Below are 18687 nucleotides of genomic sequence, written 5' to 3' on the forward strand. Positions count from 1 at the left end.
TTATGATTTGAATACATAGGGGAATATAAATGAAAGATGTGATGGGGAATGGTTTTATAGCGAATGCAGAAGCTTTCACACTAGCTACTCAAATTTATGTGCGTATGCGCAGAGTAACGGGACGGGTGATAGATGCAATGTATGTTGTTCAAAATAAAGACTATGCGAAATATGTAATTGCACTGGCACTAGAAGCAGAAGATGACGAATTAAAACGCTGTGTTGAACGATTAATGGTATTGACTGATTCAATACCAGAGCAGTCTCAAAAAGAAATGACAGTAAGTATTCAAACTAGTGAAGAATCAGAAATCACAGCCGAAGACATTTATCGGGCACAAGTTCCACATCATTATATTGGTGCTTTAAGGTAATCTGAGCACGGCTCTAAATTTTCTGGTCAATTTAGGGCCTTATTCTGTAAAGTTCTTCTGCGAAAAGAACGGAATTCAGCTACACTATGCACGTTTTCGCGATTCGACCCATAGGAATCCATTATGCATATTGCAGCGTTGCATCAACCGAGCCAGGTTCAGCTCAATCAAGACGGAAATTTAAAACATTTTTTAACGATTGAGGGCCTTTCAAAAGAAAACCTCACTAAGATTTTAGATACCGCGCAAAGCTTTTTAGATGATAATAATAATTTAATTAACCGCCCGCTTTTAGAAGGTCGGACGGTTATGAATCTCTTCTTTGAAAACTCTACCCGTACTCGTACTACTTTTGAAGCAGCAGCAAAACGTTTGTCTGCCAATGTATTGAACATTGATATTGCACGTTCTAGCACGTCAAAAGGTGAGACTTTACGAGATACGCTTTGGAACCTCGAAGCAATGGCTGCCGATATTTTTGTTGTACGTCATTCATCTTCAGGTGCTGCACATTTCATTGCTAAAGATGTATGTCCGAAAGTCGCAATTATTAATGCCGGAGATGGACGTCATGCCCATCCAACGCAAGCGATGCTCGATATGCTCACTATTCGCCGTGAGACAAAAAAACCATTTGAAGACTTGAGTGTTGCCATTATTGGTGACATTAAACACTCTCGCGTTGCGCGTTCAGATGTAGCTGCACTTCAAACACTCGGATGTAAAGATATCCGTGTGATTGCGCCGAACACCTTATTACCGGTTGGTTTTTCAGAATATGGCGACCATGTTCGTTTGTTCAATAACATGGATGAAGGCATTACCGGTTGTGATGTGATTATTGCTTTACGTATCCAAAATGAACGTATCGATTCACCAGCATTATCTTCGCAATCTGAATTTTACAGAATGTACGGTTTGAACAAAGAGCGCCTTAGCTTGGCTAAACCGGACTGTATTGTTATGCATCCGGGACCAATGAACCGTGGTGTAGAAATTGATTCGAGTATTGCTGATGGCGAACAGTCAGTGATTTTAAAACAGGTCACTAACGGTATTGCAGTTCGTATGGCTGTGCTGGCGTTGTCTATGCAAGGGCAACTCCAAGAACAAGGTTTAATTGAAGCGATTGCGTTGTAAGGAATGGATCACATGAGTATTGTAAAAATTGAAAATGTACGTGTGTTAGACCCAATCCAAAAAACAGACAGCGTACAAACTGTATATGTTCAAGACGGTAAGCTCATTGCCCCAGTCGATCAGGTTGAACAAACTATTGATGGTCAGGGTAAATGGTTAATGCCAACTATGGTTGATTTGTGTGCACGTTTGCGTGAACCGGGCCAACAGCAGCATGGAACGTTGAAATCAGAAGGTAAAGCTGCACGTGCTAACGGTATTTTGCACGTCATTACGCCGCCAGACTCAAAGCCGATTGTACAAGACAACGGTGCGCTTATTCATGGTTTAATTGAAAAAGCTTGGCATGATGGTGGTATTCACATGCATATCATCGGTGCCCAGACTCAAGGTCTAAATGGTAAGCAACCAGCAAATATGGCAGGTCTTAAAAAGGGTGGCTGTACTGCTGTTTCAAATGCGAATGCTGCTTTTGAAAATGATGATGTCGTTGTTCGTACATTAGAGTACGCTGCGGGTCTTGGTTTAACCGTCGTTTTCTATGCTGAAGAGCCACAACTTGCTAAAGATGGCTGTGCTCATGAAGGCTTTATTGCATCACGTCAAGGTTTACCAATGATTCCTGCAATTGCAGAAACCGTAGCGATTGCAAAATATCTGCTTATGATTGAAGCGACAGGTGTCAAAGCTCACTTTGGTTTGTTGTCTTGTGGCGCTTCGGTCGAATTAATTCGTGCTGCAAAAGCAAAAGGTTTACCGGTTACTGCCGATGTAGCAATGCATCAGTTACATTTAACTGAGCAACTAATTGATGGCTTCAATTCACTTGCACATGTTCGTCCACCATTACGTTCTGAGCAAGATAAAGAGCTTTTACGCCAGGGTCTAAAACAAGGTGTAATTGATGCAATCTGTACCCACCACGAGCCTTTAAGCAGTTCAGCTAAAATGGCTCCATTTGCAGAGACTCAACCGGGTATTACTGCATTTGATACTTATGTGGCTTTAGGTATTCAGCTCATTAATGAAGGTCTATTTGAACCTTTAGAATGGGTAACTAAAGTGACAAGTGCTCCTGCACAGGTAGCAAACATGACAGCTCGTTGGCAAGCTGAAGCAGGATGGGTGTTGGTAGATCCTGAGTTAAGCTGGACTGTAAGTAAAGACACTATTTTATCTCAAGGGAAAAACACCCCTTTATTGGGCCAAAAGCTTACAGGTAAAGTCTTACAGACTTTTGCTGTTTAATTTTAAGCCGCAAAATGCCAATATAAAATATAAACAGGTAGATCATAAAGATCTGCCTGTTTTGTAAATACTAGATGGAAAATTGTATATAAATTATTTAAAAAACAACAAAAGATTTCGAGCGCATTAGAATAAAAAACTATCAGCAAAGAGAAGTATTTGAATAATCAAAAAGTTGCTGGTTACGACGTATAAGATTCGGGAGAATAACCAATGTCGATAAACCCTATAGAACTGCTTAAAGAAAAAGTATCTTCAACAATATTAAATAATCAGGATGGATACCTCGGCGAAAAAACAAACGCTTTATCTAAGTTTTATCCAATTCTACTTTCATTATTAGCTGCTAAACCTGATCTTATAGGACAATTGAAAAACAGTTTGGCTCCGTCATTATCCGATCTTTTTTCTCATAATGAGCAAATTAAGAATACTGTGCTTACCCATTTAAGCGGTACAGCACCAAATAATGAAATCGAAAATACCCTCAATAGCGCATTAAAACCGAGCCTTAATGCAATTTCTGACGTTGCCGGAAATGATCAACAAAGTATTGTGAACTATTTACGTCAGCATGCTGAAACGATCCGTTCATATTTACCAGGATGGGCCGTGGGCTTATTAGCTCCATTAGGTATTGGAGCTGGTTTATCTTCTGTAACTTCATCGACAGCACCGCCACTTGCAGCAGCAACAGAGACTACGGGTAAATCTCGTGGTTTTTTACCCATTATTGCGCTCATTATTCTCGGGTTATTAATTGCTTGGTTGTGGCGCTCTTGCCAGCATAAAGAAGCTACACCTGCACCAGAAACTAAAGCTGCAAGCGGTGTAGAGGCCGCGGCTGCTCCAGCTACTTTAACTTTAAGCACCGATGATAAAGGTGCTGTGAGCCAGTGTCAGGCTGGAATTGGCGATCAAGGTTTCTTAGCGACATTACAAACTCAAGTTAAACAAGTCTTTTCAGCTACTAAAGATTGTGATGTTGATACAAGTCAAACTTATGCGGCTGCTTTTACCGATAAGGATGCTTTGGCAGGCGTGTTGGGTGCATTAAAAGGTATTCCAAACGCTTCTTTAGAATGGGTGGGTGACAAGATTACATTGAAAGCAGGTGATGCTGCAGCGTTAGAAGCGTTAACTGCTAAAGTAAAAGCACTTGTTCCACATACCGAAGTTGTTGCCGCAGCGCCAGAAACAGCTGAACAGTCTGTAAGCAACAGTTTAAGTGCTTCACAAACAGCCTTAACTGCAATTGACCCGAACAATGTAGATGTAAACGCACTAGTTAAAGCACTTAATTTACAAATTATTAACTTTGCGAGTGGCTCAAGTGACATTCCTGCAGATAACAAAGCTATTCTTGATCAAGCAGCAACCCTTTTAAATAAAGTGTCTGGTGTTAAATTAGATGTAGGTGGTCACACCGACTCAACAGGAAATGCCGCTGCTAATAAAGCGCTTTCTCAACGACGTGCTCAAGCAGTAGTAGATTATTTAGTTTCTAAAGGAGTGGATGCTTCTAAACTGGTTGCTAAAGGCCATGGTTCAGAACAGCCAGTTGCAGACAATACGACCGAAGAAGGACGCTTTAAAAACCGTCGTATTGAGTTTTCAGTAGCTCAATAAAAAACAGATTTTATTGAATTCTAATTTGAAAAAAGCTTCTCATTTTGAGAAGCTTTTTTTATAGAAATAAATATTGTTAGGTTGGCATGAAAATTAGTTTGTTAGGGAGTGGGCGTGTTGCCTTTCATTTGGCAAAGGTACTGTTGGCTCAAGGTCATCACATCGCACAAGTTTATGCGCGTGATTTTGAGAAAACCAAGAAGTTTGCAGAGCAAATTCAAGCGAAAGCATGTCAGTCTCTTCAAGAGTTTCAACCAAGCGATTTAATTATTCTAGCTGTTTCAGACAGTGCTATTGCTGAACTTGCAACGCAGGTACACGAGTTATTTCCCGAAACGCTTATGGTTCATACTTCGGGGAGTACAGACATTCAAGTCATCAGTCAGGTACATGAAAAAGCAGGGGTGTTTTATCCTTTGCAAACGTTCAGTCTTGAAAGAGACGTTGATTGGCAAGCCACTCCATTATTTGTAGAGGCGACCAATAAAGATGATTTAATCATACTTTCTGATTTAGCAAATAGCCTAAGTAAGCGAGTGTATCAATATACCTCTAAGCAACGTTTAACTTTGCATTTGGCAGCCGTGTTTGCCTGTAATTTTAGTAATTATTGTTTTGATATGGCAAAGCAAGTTGTAGATGCAGAGCAGGTCGACTTTGGCTTGCTTTACCCATTAATTCTGGAAACAGCAAAAAAAGCTACTGAAAATGATCCAAAGCAAATGCAAACAGGACCTGCAATGCGAGGAGATCAGAATATCTTGGTAATGCATCAAAGCTTATTAGCCCAAGCAAATCGAGATGATTTAAAACAGGTTTATCAACTTTTAAGTGATGGCATCGTAAAGCGCCATCACTCATCTTAATTTTAAGAGGTTAAGGTTGACCGTTATTGCCCCATTTTAAAAAGCCTTTACGCTGATTTAAACGTTCAAAATACTGGTCGACATGTTTAAGCGCTGGATGGTCAAAAGGAGTGGCTTTCCAGCGTTGCACAGACAGCCCAATTGGTATATCAGCTAGAGTAAACACAGTACCTGCAACATAGGCTTGAGTTTTTGCAAGTTGTTGATCGAGAATCTGCATTTGTTTATTCCACTGATCAATACCTTGTTGTAACAAATTCGGATCTTGATGAAGGGCTGAATGTCGAATGAGCGACATAAATGCATAAGTCCAACTGTTATTCAGTTCTATAGCTTGCCAATCAATCCACTGGTCAATAATAGCTCTTTGCTTAGCTTGAGTTGGGTAGAGTATATGGTCTTTATCATAAGCATTTGCTAGATAACGTATAATGCTATTCGACTGCCAAAGGACTAAGTCGCCATCTAAAATCACTGGAATTTGACCATTAGGATTTAATTGCAAAAATTCAGGAGATTGAGCGGAGCGGAAACCTATGCCCCAATCTTCTCTCTCATATGTAAGATTTAATTCGTCACATAGCCATAAGACTTTGCGAACATTAATAGAATTATCACGACCTAAGATTTTTAACATGTGTTGTCCTTAGTATTTTTAGTATGGCAAGTACCTTTTCTATAAATAACGAGATTGAGTTCAATTGGCAATCTTTAATTAGCCAGAAAAATGGACAAGATAAGTTATAGGTTTATTTAATTTTTAATATTGAAATGAAAAGGGCCTAGTTTGTTACTAAGCCCTGTTTCTTACTTAATCTTCTTAAAGATAAAGTCATTAATCTTATGACCTGACTCTATGCCACGGCGTTCAAACTTAGTCACTGGGCGCCATTCTGGTCGAGGATAACTGTTGCCTTTACCAGCCAAGTTTTCAAGGTTTGGACGGTTGTCTAAAACATCTAACATCCATTCAGCATACGGTTCCCAGTCTGTTGCAGCGTGGAATGTGCCACCAAGCTCAAGTTTTTGTTCAACCAATTGCATACGTTCATGAATAACGAAGCGGCGTTTGAAATGACGTTTCTTTTGCCAAGGGTCCGGGAAGTAAAGTTGTACGCAGTTGATACTGTTGTCAGGCATTTCACGTAGTACTTGAATTGCGTCAGCATCGAGTACACGTAAATTTTTAAGCTCTGCCATACCTGCTTCATAGACACATTGAGCAATGCCTGGTACATGGACTTCAATACCCACATAGTTGCGTTCAGGGTTCGCTTTAGCCATAAGCACTAAAGAACGGCCCATACCGAAACCGATTTCAACTGTTAAAGGGCGCTCCGGATGCTCAAAGTGCTGACGTAAGTCACCCACGGGATATTCCAAAATTAAATCGCGATGTTGTTCTAAAGCCGTGCGTTGAGACGTATTGAGTGGGGCTGAACGACGCATAAACGTCACAATTTCACGGTGTTCAGGCAAATTGTCCAATTCTGCAATTTGCGTTTGTAACTGATCGATCGACATAACCTTGGCAATATTGAAATTCAAATGCGGTATTTTAAGTCTTCAGGTGGTCAAGTCAAATGTTTCGGTGTTTTTCTTCATGTAGATGTCATGATCAATATTTAAGCTAAGAGGCTAATTAAAACTCACATGAACATTTTTACTCATGAAAACTTTTCAATTAAAAACACTTTCGGTTTTTTTAAGTGCATTAGGTGCATTTTCATATAGTTCTGTTGCTCAGGCACAGCTCATGTTTAGCCAGTATGTTGATGGTAGCAGTAATAAAAAAGGGTTAGAAATTTATAACCCGGATGGTACTACCGTTAACTTGGCTGATTATGAAATTCAACAATTTAATAATGGTGGGACTGCGAAAACAGCCACTTTCCGTTTACAAGGTACACTTGCAAGTAAACAAAAATTTTTGGTGGGGCGTTCAGAGTTACAGACAGAACTTGGCAATAAAGTAAATCAAGTGGCTGCATTGTCTTTTAATGGGGATGATGCAGTTGTGCTTGTTTATAAAGGCACACCTGTAGATCGTTTTGGCCGTATTGGGGAGCGACCTGAGGCAGGATGGGGAACTGCCGTTTCAAGCTTGGGAAATAGCTTTAAACGTATTGAAACTGAAAATCCAGCTTTGAGTATTGATCCGACAGCTGCATTTGATTTGGACCATTCATGGGCAGCATGGGCAAACCGAAATGATTTTACAAATCTATCAGGTACTACTACTCAGCCTCCTATTGAAACGGTCAGCTGTTCAAGCTCAGATACACCAATTGCCGATTTAGCAACATCAGCACAAAACCAGACTTATACCGTGCGTGGGGTAATTACTGCCGACTATCGTTATGCAAATGGTTTCTCAGGTTTTTATGTTCAAACACCTGATACGAAAGCACGTGCAAATGTGAGCAATGCCATTTTTGTTTATATTCCGAATAGTAGTACGGTGAAAGGTGGACAAATTGGTGATGAGGTTATTTTACGTGGCCGTTTAACCAGCTATCAAAATCAGCTACAGATTGACCAATTACAACAAGATATTCAAACCTGTAATAGCAATATGGCAAATCAGGTTCAGCCAATTAGCCTTGAACTACCATTTTCGAGCTTAACAGGCGGTTCAACCCATTCTCCGCAGCGTTATCAAGGCATGTTGGTGAAATTGCCTCAGACTTTAACGGTGAGTGAGAATTATAATTATGGTCGTTATGGTGAGTTATCGTTAAGTTTAGGTCGCTTATATATTCCAACCAATTTATATCCAGCGCTATCTCCTGAAGCTAAAGCTCTAGCTCAGAAAAATTTATTATCTAAAATTATTTTTGATGATGGTTATAACAACCAAAACCGTACGCCATGGTTACCTACAAATTTTAGTGCTGCCAATACATTGCGTTCAGGCTATCAGCTTAAAAATATCGAAGGGATTTTAGAATATCGTTTTAACGGTTGGCGCGTACAACCAGTGCTTGGACGTACGCAACCAGAAGTTGTTACTCAAACCAACCCGCGTCAAAATATTATTACGAAAAATGCCAATCATATTCGTGTAGCTTCATTTAACGTCTTGAACTATGACAATGGTGCAACAGGTTTCCCAACACAGCGTGGTGCAAACACACAAGCAGAGTTTGATAAACAGCACCGTAAAATTGTGAGTGCACTCAAATCGATTGATGCTGACGTTTACGGTTTAATGGAAATTGCCAACAATGGCTATGGCCCAAACAGCGCGATTGCTCATTTAACCAGTGCACTAGGTCCAGACTGGAAATATGTTATTCCTGAAAATCTGGATCGTTTAGGTAATGATGTTATTGCTGTTGCGATTATTTATAACAGCAAGCGTGTGAAGCCTTTAAATAAAGCTGTTGTGCTTGATTTAGGTGATAAAAACCGAACAACCTTAGCTCAAACTTTCCAAGCTGTTCGTGGTAATAAAACATTTACTGTTATTCCAAACCATTTGAAATCAAAAGGATGTAGTGGGGTAGATGCCAGCTCTTCTGATGCAGATCAAAATGATGGTCAGGGATGTTGGAATCCAACCCGTGTAAAAGCTGTTGATCAAATTGTACAGTGGCTAGCAAAAAATCCGACGCAAGTGCCTAAGCAAAATGCTTTACTCGTTGGAGACATGAATAGTTATGCAAAAGAGGCACCGATTTTGGCATTTGAAAAAGCCAATTATAAAGTCTTACTCAATGACGCTAAAGTTGGGCAAGGCGCTCAGGCGTACAGTTATGTTTTTGGGGTGGCAAGCGATGCAAATGGTAATGGTGGAGCGGGTAACTTAGACCATGCTATTGCTGATGCAGATTTATATCCAAAAGTAGTTCGTACTTTTGCTTGGCATATTAATGCTGACGAACCGACGGTTCTAGATTACAACGAAGAATATAAAACTGATGAGCAAAAAGCTTTGTTCTATGGCGAAGATGCCTATCGTTCTTCGGATCATGACCCTGTGATTGTCGATCTAGATTTAAATGGCAAAGACTCGAATCAGCCAAATGATAACCAGAAAAGTCCAATTTTCGATTTCTTATCTCAATTAATGGAATGGATTAGCCAGCTTTTTAAACGTAGTTAACGGTAAAAATGCGTGATGTGAATGTGTTTTATCATATTTTAAACAATCGTCACGCAAGACAACTTGCAAGGGAAAACTTTTTCAAGAATATTAGGTAGTGTAAGTAATTTATAAATTTACGCTTTTTTACAATTAAGGAATTGTACAAACCTTGCAGGTTTTTTAGAACCAATTTAAAACGTTAATGTGAGATAACAAGGATCAGATATGAAATTATATTATTCGCCAGGCGCATGTTCTTTAGCTGCACATATTATTTTAAATGAAATTAATGTTGATTTTGATTTAGAACGAGTAAATTTAAAAACACATAAAACAGAAAAAGGTGCAGATTATTATGAAATTAACCCAAAGGGATATGTACCAGCTTTAGAAATTAATCCGGGTTTAATTTTAACTGAAAACGTAGCGATTTTACCTTTCCTTGCTCAGCATGACCCTAAACAAGATTTGATTCCTCCTTCGGGCTTAGGCCGTGCGAAAGTATTAGAATGGTTGGGCTATTTAAATTCTGAACTGCATGATGCATACGCGGTATTTTTTGGGGCACCGTTAACAAATGATGAAAAAACCAAAGCTTATGCTGAAATCGACCGTCTTTTAAAATATATCGATAATTATTTGGCTGAGTCGGATTATGACTATTTGGTAAATGATAATTTTGGTCCAGCAGATGCGTATTTATTTGTTTTAACAAATTGGTCAAACTCAATTGAGCATGATTTAACGCCATATAAACATATTATTGCCTTACGTAATAAAGTTGCAGAACGTCAGTCAGTACAAATTGCAATGCGTGATGAAGGTTTAATTTCATAAGCAATTTTCAAAAGTATTAAAAAAGCCCCTAAGAAATAGGGGCTTTTTTAATACTAAAGCGAATTAGTGTTGAGCATCTTTTTTCACATCAGCAGCTGCATTTTCAACAGCTTGAGCTGTATCAGCAGTCGCTTTACGTGCAGTAGCTTCTGTTTCAGCTGCAGCTTTAGCAGTCGCATCAGCAGCGTGGTCGGTTGCAGCATCAATTTTAGCTGAAGCGTTGTCTGTTGCAGTTGCAATATCGCTCGCAGCTTGATCACCAGCAGATTTGATATCAGCACTTGCTTGTTGAGCAGCATTTTCTAAGTGTTCACCTGTAGTCGCGCCAGTTTCTGGAGCTTTATCTTTATTACAACCAACAAGGGCAACAGTCGCAGCAAGACCTAAAGCAACAAGTAATTTATTCATTGTGTTTTTCCTTCTAATTCATGGCATCCAAAATTATGGATGTCTAAAATATAAACATAAAGTAACTGATTAATAAAGATCGAAAATTGTTAAAAAGTTGTAACTCTAGTATTAAAAAAGCCTAGCATTTTGTAATGCTAGGCTTGAACTAAATGATAGTGATTTGACCGATTTTACTGCCCAGAACGAATGATGTAATCAAACGCAGAGAGTGATGCTTTAGCGCCTTCGCCTGTAGCAATAATGATCTGCTTGTAAGGTACAGTAGTACAGTCACCCGCAGCAAATACACCTTTCACATTGGTTTCGTTGCGGTCATTGACAATGATCTCGCCACGGTTGGTTAACTCAACCTCACTGTCTTTTAAGAAGTCAGTGTTTGGAAGTAAACCAATCTGTACAAAGATCCCTGCAAGCTCTACCACATGCTCTTCATCAGTCGCACGGTCTTTATATTTAAGACCGGTTACTTGTGAACCGTCACCCAACACTTCTGTGCTTAATGCATTCATAATCACAGTGGTGTTTGGCAAGCTGTTTAACTTGTTTTGCAAGACTTGGTCAGCACGAAGTTTAGTGTCAAACTCAACCAGAGTTACATGCTCAACAATACCTGCAAGGTCAATCGCCGCTTCAACACCTGAGTTACCACCACCAATCACGGCAACACGTTTGCCTTTGAACAATGGGCCATCACAGTGTGGACAGTACGCTACACCACGGGTACGGTATTCAGCTTCACCCGGTACATTCATTTCTCTCCAACGTGCCCCTGTTGAAAGGATCACAGTTTTCGATTCAAGTTTTGCACCGTTTTCAAGTTCAACTTCAACCAAACCGTTTGCTGTTTGGTCTGCACCAGTGATTTTGCTGACACGTTGCAGGTTCATGATATCCACATCGTATTCACGAACATGTGCTTCCATTTCAGCAGCAAACTTAGGACCTTGGGTCTTTTGTACAGAAGTGAAGTTTTCAATGTCCATGGTATCCATGACCTGACCACCAAAGCGTTCAGCCACGATACCTGTGTTAATGCCTTTACGTGCTGCATAGATTGCAGCTGTTGCACCCGCAGGTCCACCACCAATCACCAATACATCAAACGCATCTTTGGCATTGAGTGCTGCTGCGTCTTTTTCAGCTGAATTGGTATCAAGTTTTGCCACAATCTCTTCAAGGGTCATACGGCCTTGACCAATGTGTTCATTGTCCTGGAATACCATCGGTACAGCCATGATTTTGCGTTGTTCCACTTCGTCTTGGAAGAATGCACCATCAATCATGGTTGCCGTGGTGTTCGGGTTATAAATGGCAATCAGGTTAAGCGCCTGTACCACATCCGGACAGTTATGACAGCTTAATGATACGAATACATCAAAGTTAGCTTTGAGGTTTAAGCCTTTAATCTGATTTAAAACTTCATCTGACACTTTAGGTGCATAGCCAGACACTTGTAACAGAGCCAAGATCAAAGACGTAAACTCATGACCCATTGGTAAGCCTGCAAAGAATACACGAGGCTGTTCACCTGCTTTAGCCACACCAAAGCTTGGACGACGTGTATTATTACCGTCAAAACGGGCTGTTACCTTGTCAGAAAGCTCAGCGATTTCAGTTACTAATTCTTTAATTTGAGCAGCTTTATCTGATTCATCTAAAGCAGCAACTAATTCGATTGGACTTTCTAAACGTTCTAGGTAAGCTTTTAATTGAGTTTTAATGTTTTGATCTAACATCTGTTTTTACTCCAATGCATCCAAATTCTTTCAATAGATGCATAGTACGTTAAAACAATGAATAGGTAAAACAGTATGTTTTTATGAATTTAATCGTTTTTTTGAATGTTGGTTTGCAACAACGCGTAAGTTAAGAAAGTGCAAAAGAGCATCTTAATTTCATTTTTAGTTTTGCAGTATTTTAAAGTGAAAGTGTTTGAAAATTTATATATGTTATATGGCTGTAAAGATTTTATGTCATAACATTAAAAGGTACTTTCATGTCATTGCAACGCGGCATTTATCAGCATTATAAAGGTAATCTCTATCAAGTTTTTTCTGTAGCAAAACACAGTGAAACTGAAGAGGAATTGGTCGTTTATCAATGTTTATATGGTGATTATTCAACTTGGGTTCGACCACTTGATATGTTTACTGAAACCGTGCAAATGAGTGATGGTAGCGTCGTACCGCGTTTTAAATTAATACAAAGTACTTAAATAAAACGGCTGTCATATAAAGAAGGAGTAAAATAGATGCCAAATACTATTTTCTTACAAAGAGTTGCTGATTTATATGACACCTTTAAACAGCATGACTCGCAGCAATCCGATCGTTTACAACGGTATCGTAATATAGAAGTAGAATCTGCTCAGCTAATTTCCCAGCTTATTCGTATGCAGCAAGCCAAGTCTATTTTGGAAATTGGCACTTCAACAGGCTATTCAACTTTGTGGCTTGCTGAAGCTGCCCAAGCGACTGGTGGGCAAGTCATTACAGTTGAAATTGATGCAAAGCGAAGTGCAGAGGCAAAACGTCATGTAGCTGAGTTAGAGCTCAGTGAAATTGTTCAATTTTGGGTAGGAGATGCAGCCGATTACTTAAAAGCAGCTCAGGAAAAATTTGATTTTATTTTGTTAGACGCTGAACGCGATGCATATGAAAATTATTGGCCAGATTTAAAACGCCTAATGAAGCCTAAAGGTGGGGTTTTAGTCGTTGATAATGTGATATCTCATGCGGCAGAAGTAAATCGATTTATAGCCTTAATTAAAAAAGATCCGGATTACATGAGTAGCATTTTGCCTGTCGGCGCAGGTTTGTGTTTAGTGGTCACAAAATAGTTATGCTGAAATAATTTTTCATATTCCAGTTGGGGCCTGTTTTGAACAGGCCTTTTTTATAATTTTATGAGGCAATCACCAAAGAGAGTCGGGTAAAGTGCAAATTAAATTCTAAGTATTTGTGTACAAAAGCGGCTTTATCGGTTGAACGTAATAAGTTGTCATAAACAAACTCAGGAACAGGATGATAAAGATCTCCTGAGCCATCGCTATAAAAGATTTTTAAATGACGCGATGTCGCATTGTATTTCCATGAAGTGACGACCGCTGTATTCGCCATAAATGCACCCCTTTATGTCATATCAAACGTACTCAAAAATTAACCAGTTGTTTGTTTGACATTACTCAATGTTTAGGTAACGGGGAAGGGCAGAATTGTAAAAGTATCAGTAGAAAATGTGATGTGCTTATTCAAAACAAAAGAACCATCCGATAAAGGATGGTTCTTTAGGTTTTTAAAATCTAAGAGAGATTAGATTTTACCAACTAGGTCGATAGATGGAGCAAGAGTTGCTTCGCCTTCTTTCCATTTAGCTGGGCAAACTTCACCTGGGTGAGAATGTACGTATTGAGCAGCTTTTACTTTACGAAGAAGTTCAGATGCGTCACGACCGATACCGCCAGCGTTGATTTCAACGATTTGGATTTTACCTTCTGGATCGATAACGAAAGTACCACGGTCAGCTAAACCTTCAGACTCGATTAAAACGTCAAAGTTTTTAGAAAGAGTCCAAGTTGGATCGCCGATTAATGGGTATTGGATTTTCTTGATCGCGTCTGAAGTGTCGTGCCAAGCTTTGTGAGTGAAGTGAGTGTCAGTAGAAACACCGTAGATTTCCACGCCTAATTTTTGGAATTCAGCGTAGTTATCAGCTAAGTCTTCAAGCTCAGTAGGACATACGAAAGTGAAGTCAGCAGGATAGAAGAATACAACAGACCACTTACCTTTAAGGTTAGTTTCGTTCACTTCGATGAATTGGCCGTTGTGGTAAGCAGTTGCTTGGAAAGGTTTAACTTCAGTATTAATCAAGCTCATCATTGTCTCCATGATTGAGGTTTATATTTAAACTTGTTTACGAGATGTAGAATAAATAAAAATTCTTTATTGGGGAAATAGTATTTTTACATGACTAAAATCGGAAAATTGAATAAGTATGAAATTTTCGATTTTTAAGTCCCCAAATACTGTATTCGATTTGACTGCAAAAACATGTAAATCAAATGACAGTTATAGTAAAAGAAACTTGCCTAACAACATGAAGCTTACATACTAAAAATTCAAGGGTGAAATGTAAAAAAATTAAAAATATATAAAAAACCAATTGTTTTACCTTATGGTCATTAAGGCGTAAAATAGAGGATTGTTGAATTTTCAGGAAAATTTATCTGTGCTGAATGGTTTAAATATAGATCAGTGGGTGATGGCGAGAGATCGTTACCGTTTAAATCGTTTACGTAAAGATAAAAAAGCCAATACTGCAGAGATTGAAAAATTATTTGAACAGTCTAATGCTAAAGTTAGACAGCGTTTTGAACGCTTACCAAAAATCAAATTAAATCAGGACCTTCCTGTAACCCAATATGCTGACCGTTTAATAGAAGCGATTCAAAAGCATCAGGTCATTATTGTGGCAGGTGAAACAGGTTCAGGGAAAACTACTCAGCTCCCTCAAATTGCAATGTTAGCAGGGCGTGGCTTAACGGGCATGATTGGTCACACCCAGCCACGTCGTTTAGCTGCACGTAGTGTGTCGCAGCGTATTGCTGAAGAAGTCGGCGAAAAACTTGGCGAGTCAATTGGTTTTAAAATCCGTTTTAATGAACAAGGTTCGCAAGATTCGATTGTCCGGTTAATGACCGACGGTATTTTGCTTGCCGAGTTAGGCAATGACCGCTTCTTGTCTAAATATGACACCATTATTATTGATGAGGCGCATGAGCGCTCACTCAATATCGATTTTATTATGGGCTATTTAAAGCAGTTATTGCCAAAACGCCCAGATTTAAAAGTCATCGTGACTTCGGCAACTTTAGATGTAAATCGTTTTAGTAACTACTTTAATAATGCACCAATTTTTGAAGTAGAAGGGCGTAGTTATCCGGTTGAAGTGCGTTATCGCCCAATTTCAGAAATGAATATTGGTGGTAGTGATGACGACGAGTTCGATGACTTTGAAGAAAACCTGCCGCGTGCAGTCGTACAAGCTGTAGAGGAATGCTTTGCTGATGCCGAAGAAAAAGGCCATCCAGAACATGCAGATATTCTGATTTTCTCAAGTACAGAGCAAGAAATTCGAGAATTGCAGGAAACCTTACAAAAGTACGGGCCGAGACATACCGAAATTTTACCTTTGTATGCACGCTTAGCCGTTTCTGAGCAACAAAAGATTTTTAGCCCAAGTGGAAAGGGCCGCCGTATTATTATTGCGACGAACGTTGCAGAAACTGCACTGACTGTTCCTAATATTCGCTACGTGATTGATAGCGGCTTTGCACGTATATCTCGTTATAACTACCGTTCACGCGTGCAACGCTTACCGATTGAGGCAATTTCACAAGCTGCAGCAAATCAACGTAAAGGGCGTTGTGGTCGTGTTGCTCCAGGTGTGTGTATTCGTTTATATAGCGAAGAAGACTTTTTAAGTCGTCCTGAGTTTACCGAACCTGAAATTAAGCGAACCAATTTGGCATCGGTTATTCTGCAAATGCAGAGCTTAGGTTTAGGTGAGCTGGAAAACTTTGATTTCATTGAGCCGCCAGATTTCCGTCTAGTCAATGATGGTCGTAAGCTACTCATTGAGTTAGGCGCACTTAACGAGAAGAAAAATGAGCTGACTAAAGTCGGGCAAATGATGGCACGTATGCCAATTGATCCAAGACTTGCACGTATGATCGTGGGTGGTGCTCATTTTGGTGTACTCAAAGAAATTTTGGTGGTGGTCAGTGCACTTGCAGTTCAAGACCCGCGTGAACGTCCAGCAGATAAACAGATGCAAGCTGATCAAAAGCACGCACTATTCAAAGAGGCAGATTCAGATTTTCTGTTTTATTTAAAACTTTGGGATACTTTAAATCCTAAAGGTGAAGCAGGAATGTCGGAAAACAAGCGTCGTCAATTTGCTAAGCAGCATTTCTTAAGCTGGTTACGGTTACGGGAATGGAAACAGACACACCAACAGCTGGTTGAGCTGGCCGAAGGTTTAAAACTTAGTTTTAATGAAAAGCCTGCAAATTATGAAAATTTGCACCGTGCGTTGCTAACAGGTTTATTGTCTTTTATTGCTAATAAAACTGATGAACGTAATACCTTTATGGCAGTACGTCAGCAAAAGGCTAAAGTTTTTCCAGCCAGCACATTGCACAAAACCAATACTGCGTGGGTGATGGCTTTTGAGATGGTGGAAACCTCTCAAGTCTATTTACGTACATTAGCAAAAATTGATCCTGAATGGATTTTGCTTGCTGCACGCGACTTATTGAAATATCACTATTTCGAGCCGCATTGGTCTAAAAAAGCCGGTATTGTAAATGCTTATGCACAAATTTCATTGTTTGGTTTAATTATTGAACCGAAGCGTTTGGTTAATTTTGAGAAAGTTGACCAACCTGCTGCACATGAGATTTTCTTACGTGATGCATTAACCACAGGAAATCTGGGTACAGTTCCACCATTTTTAAAACACAACTTGCTTAAACTTGAAGAAGTAGAGCGAGTTGAAGATAAATTACGTCGCCGCGATTTGGTGGTCGATGAAGAAACGATTTATCAGTTCTATGCGTCGAAAATTCCTGAAGAAATTGCGAGTCGTCGTAGTTTTGAAGACTGGCGGGCAACTGTAGAAGCAAAAAATCCGCGTTATTTATACGTGGAAGATGATGCGCTTTGGCTCAATGACCGTCCGACCACACAGCAATTCCCTGATCATTTACATAATGGCCAGTTACGCTTGGCAACTACTTATCGTTTTGACCCAAGCCATGATGAAGATGGCGCAACGGTCCAAATTCCGGTACAGGCATTGCCTCAGGTAGATGAAAATATTTGGTCGTGGGGGATTCCAGGCTGGCGTTTAGATCTCATTGAAGCCTTATTGAAAGCCTTACCAAAAGATAAACGTCGTAACCTCGTACCGATCCCAGATACGGCGCGTAAGCTCATGCAAGGTATTGATGCTGTACATTTGCGGCAACATATTTTTAGCTATCTGGCGTTTGCTTTACGTGGTGAGCAGATTACTGAAAAAGATTTTTCATTTGAACGCATAGATCCGTATTTGGTGCCTTTTATTAAGGTGATTGATGAAAAAGGTAAATTGATCGCCAAAGGCCGTGACTTGGCTGAGTTGAAGGCTCGTTGTCGCGTAGAAACGCATCGTCCGGTGAAACAGCAAAAAGGTGAATTTAAAACCTTCCCTGAAAACTTTACCTTTGAAGCTTCACAGAAGGTGACAGGTGTTGTTGTTAAACAATATCAAGCTTTAGTGCCAACTAAAAATTTTGCCGAACTTGAGGCGAAAGATGAGTCCGGCGTGGTTATACAAACATTTAACGATCAGGCAGAGGCGATTAAACAGCATCGAGAAGGTATTATTCGTCTGGTCCATATGCAACTTGGCGATTTGGTTCGTCAGTTGAAAAAGCAGATTTCGAAACCGCTTGCGTTGGCTTATTCACCTTTAGGCGATAAAGCTAAACTTGAGCAAATGCTGGTATACGCGACTTTACAAATGGCAATTACGACTTTGCCAATCAATGCTGGTGAATTTAATCAATTGCTTGAACAAGTTAAAAAACAATTTTTGAGCTATGGGCAGCAAGCACTTGAGCAATTAAGTGATATTTATATTCAGTGGCAACAAATCCGTCGTCAACTTTTAGTACTTGATCCGGACGTATTTGGACGCAGTATCGATGATATTGAAGATCAACTCGATTTAATGTCACTCGGCAATTTTGTCTATTGCCAGCCAGTTGATCTTTGGCAGGAATATCCACGTTATTTAAAAGCGCTGCTATTGCGTTTAGATCGATTGCCAAATAATCTACAGCGAGATCATGCTGCTATTGACGATGTCGATCCATGGATGGACAAGGTATTTAAGTTCAAAAATGATCCAAGAATCAAAGAATTGTATTTGATGCTGGAAGAATTACGTATTTCTTTATTTTCTCAGCCGATGAAAACCAAGATGCCTATTTCGCCAACTCGACTACAAAAGTTATGGGATCGTTTGGGAATCAGTTAAAATAGAT

General features: G+C 39.6%; 16 protein-coding genes. 10 read left to right on the forward strand and 6 right to left on the reverse strand.

Features of this window, described 5'->3' with window-relative positions:
• Window positions 1-29 precede the first annotated feature (29 nt).
• The 5 genes from NQ782_RS02945 (at window position 30) to NQ782_RS02965 (ending at window position 5257) form a co-directional block, all read left to right on the forward strand.
• Window positions 30-374 carry a hypothetical protein gene (locus tag NQ782_RS02945; RefSeq protein WP_000655897.1) on the forward strand — a complete coding sequence of 115 codons (345 nt, stop codon included), beginning with the start codon at window positions 30-32 and terminating at the stop codon, window positions 372-374.
• 123 nt (window positions 375-497) lie between these two features.
• Complete coding sequence (locus tag NQ782_RS02950; RefSeq protein ID WP_000546639.1) at window positions 498-1514, forward strand: aspartate carbamoyltransferase catalytic subunit; 1017 nt, start codon at window positions 498-500, stop codon at window positions 1512-1514.
• Window positions 1515-1526: 12 nt separating this feature from the next.
• Window positions 1527-2762, forward strand: a complete 1236-nt coding sequence (locus NQ782_RS02955) for a dihydroorotase (RefSeq protein ID WP_000029362.1) — start codon at window positions 1527-1529, stop codon at window positions 2760-2762.
• 213 nt (window positions 2763-2975) lie between these two features.
• Window positions 2976-4391, forward strand: coding sequence for an OmpA family protein (locus NQ782_RS02960; protein ID WP_000026485.1), 1416 nt, complete (start codon window positions 2976-2978; stop codon window positions 4389-4391).
• 86 nt (window positions 4392-4477) lie between these two features.
• Window positions 4478-5257 (forward strand): Rossmann-like and DUF2520 domain-containing protein, encoded by a 780-nt coding sequence (locus NQ782_RS02965; protein WP_057093436.1) that lies wholly within the window; start codon window positions 4478-4480, stop codon window positions 5255-5257.
• A 10-nt stretch (window positions 5258-5267) separates the two neighbouring features.
• Here NQ782_RS02965 and NQ782_RS02970 read toward each other — a convergent pair whose 3' ends face one another.
• Entirely contained in the window at window positions 5268-5894 is a 627-nt protein-coding gene (locus NQ782_RS02970) for a glutathione S-transferase family protein (protein WP_005124403.1), read from the reverse strand.
• A 170-nt stretch (window positions 5895-6064) separates the two neighbouring features.
• Window positions 6065-6781, reverse strand: a complete 717-nt coding sequence (gene trmB, locus NQ782_RS02975; protein ID WP_005124402.1) for a tRNA (guanosine(46)-N7)-methyltransferase TrmB — start codon at window positions 6779-6781, stop codon at window positions 6065-6067.
• 145 nt (window positions 6782-6926) lie between these two features.
• Between trmB and NQ782_RS02980 the strand changes: the two genes are divergently transcribed.
• On the forward strand, window positions 6927-9365 hold the full coding sequence (locus tag NQ782_RS02980; protein WP_005124401.1) for an ExeM/NucH family extracellular endonuclease: 2439 nt from the start codon (window positions 6927-6929) through the stop codon (window positions 9363-9365).
• A gap of 207 nt (window positions 9366-9572) precedes the next feature.
• Window positions 9573-10184 carry a glutathione binding-like protein gene (locus NQ782_RS02985; protein WP_000781338.1) on the forward strand — a complete coding sequence of 204 codons (612 nt, stop codon included), beginning with the start codon at window positions 9573-9575 and terminating at the stop codon, window positions 10182-10184.
• A 63-nt stretch (window positions 10185-10247) separates the two neighbouring features.
• On the opposite strand, the gene NQ782_RS02990 is transcribed toward NQ782_RS02985, so the two are convergent.
• Together NQ782_RS02990 and ahpF are read right to left on the reverse strand one after the other, a co-directional pair.
• A complete protein-coding gene (locus tag NQ782_RS02990; RefSeq protein WP_001037894.1) occupies window positions 10248-10592 on the reverse strand; it encodes a hypothetical protein in 345 nt (114 codons plus the stop codon).
• 173 nt (window positions 10593-10765) lie between these two features.
• Complete coding sequence (gene ahpF, locus NQ782_RS02995; protein ID WP_000886807.1) at window positions 10766-12331, reverse strand: alkyl hydroperoxide reductase subunit F; 1566 nt, start codon at window positions 12329-12331, stop codon at window positions 10766-10768.
• A 260-nt stretch (window positions 12332-12591) separates the two neighbouring features.
• On the opposite strand from ahpF, the gene NQ782_RS03000 reads away from it, so the two are divergent.
• Window positions 12592-12810 carry a DUF1653 domain-containing protein gene (locus NQ782_RS03000; protein ID WP_000058246.1) on the forward strand — a complete coding sequence of 73 codons (219 nt, stop codon included), beginning with the start codon at window positions 12592-12594 and terminating at the stop codon, window positions 12808-12810.
• A gap of 36 nt (window positions 12811-12846) precedes the next feature.
• The gene (locus tag NQ782_RS03005; RefSeq protein WP_001133993.1) at window positions 12847-13434 is read left to right on the forward strand and encodes an O-methyltransferase; all 588 of its coding nucleotides are present in this window, start codon (window positions 12847-12849) and stop codon (window positions 13432-13434) included.
• A gap of 64 nt (window positions 13435-13498) precedes the next feature.
• Here NQ782_RS03005 and NQ782_RS03010 read toward each other — a convergent pair whose 3' ends face one another.
• Entirely contained in the window at window positions 13499-13714 is a 216-nt protein-coding gene (locus NQ782_RS03010) for a KTSC domain-containing protein (RefSeq protein ID WP_000024050.1), read from the reverse strand.
• 192 nt (window positions 13715-13906) lie between these two features.
• Window positions 13907-14470 (reverse strand): alkyl hydroperoxide reductase subunit C, encoded by a 564-nt coding sequence (gene ahpC, locus NQ782_RS03015; RefSeq protein ID WP_000052794.1) that lies wholly within the window; start codon window positions 14468-14470, stop codon window positions 13907-13909.
• A gap of 352 nt (window positions 14471-14822) precedes the next feature.
• Between ahpC and hrpA the strand changes: the two genes are divergently transcribed.
• Window positions 14823-18680 carry an ATP-dependent RNA helicase HrpA gene (gene hrpA / locus NQ782_RS03020; protein ID WP_000931786.1) on the forward strand — a complete coding sequence of 1286 codons (3858 nt, stop codon included), beginning with the start codon at window positions 14823-14825 and terminating at the stop codon, window positions 18678-18680.
• Window positions 18681-18687: the final 7 nt, after the last annotated feature.

This window comes from Acinetobacter sp. BD54, assembly GCF_044778325.1.
Taxonomy (GTDB): domain Bacteria; phylum Pseudomonadota; class Gammaproteobacteria; order Pseudomonadales; family Moraxellaceae; genus Acinetobacter; species Acinetobacter baumannii.

Bases quoted from the DNA above. Each gene is read 5' to 3' on its own strand.
- NQ782_RS02965 (WP_057093436.1), top strand. From the start codon at position 4,478: ATGAAAATTAGTTTGTTAGGGAGTGGGCGTGTTGCCTTTCATTTGGCA.
- NQ782_RS02955 (WP_000029362.1), top strand. From the start codon at position 1,527: ATGAGTATTGTAAAAATTGAAAATGTACGTGTGTTAGACCCAATCCAA.
- NQ782_RS02970 (WP_005124403.1), bottom strand. From the start codon at position 5,894: ATGTTAAAAATCTTAGGTCGTGATAATTCTATTAATGTTCGCAAAGTC.
- NQ782_RS02945 (WP_000655897.1), top strand. From the start codon at position 30: ATGAAAGATGTGATGGGGAATGGTTTTATAGCGAATGCAGAAGCTTTC.
- NQ782_RS02950 (WP_000546639.1), top strand. From the start codon at position 498: ATGCATATTGCAGCGTTGCATCAACCGAGCCAGGTTCAGCTCAATCAA.
- NQ782_RS03010 (WP_000024050.1), bottom strand. From the start codon at position 13,714: ATGGCGAATACAGCGGTCGTCACTTCATGGAAATACAATGCGACATCG.
- ahpC (WP_000052794.1), bottom strand. From the start codon at position 14,470: ATGAGCTTGATTAATACTGAAGTTAAACCTTTCCAAGCAACTGCTTAC.
- NQ782_RS03000 (WP_000058246.1), top strand. From the start codon at position 12,592: ATGTCATTGCAACGCGGCATTTATCAGCATTATAAAGGTAATCTCTAT.
- NQ782_RS02980 (WP_005124401.1), top strand. From the start codon at position 6,927: ATGAAAACTTTTCAATTAAAAACACTTTCGGTTTTTTTAAGTGCATTA.
- NQ782_RS02990 (WP_001037894.1), bottom strand. From the start codon at position 10,592: ATGAATAAATTACTTGTTGCTTTAGGTCTTGCTGCGACTGTTGCCCTT.
- NQ782_RS03005 (WP_001133993.1), top strand. From the start codon at position 12,847: ATGCCAAATACTATTTTCTTACAAAGAGTTGCTGATTTATATGACACC.
- ahpF (WP_000886807.1), bottom strand. From the start codon at position 12,331: ATGTTAGATCAAAACATTAAAACTCAATTAAAAGCTTACCTAGAACGT.
- NQ782_RS02985 (WP_000781338.1), top strand. From the start codon at position 9,573: ATGAAATTATATTATTCGCCAGGCGCATGTTCTTTAGCTGCACATATT.
- NQ782_RS02960 (WP_000026485.1), top strand. From the start codon at position 2,976: ATGTCGATAAACCCTATAGAACTGCTTAAAGAAAAAGTATCTTCAACA.
- trmB (WP_005124402.1), bottom strand. From the start codon at position 6,781: ATGTCGATCGATCAGTTACAAACGCAAATTGCAGAATTGGACAATTTG.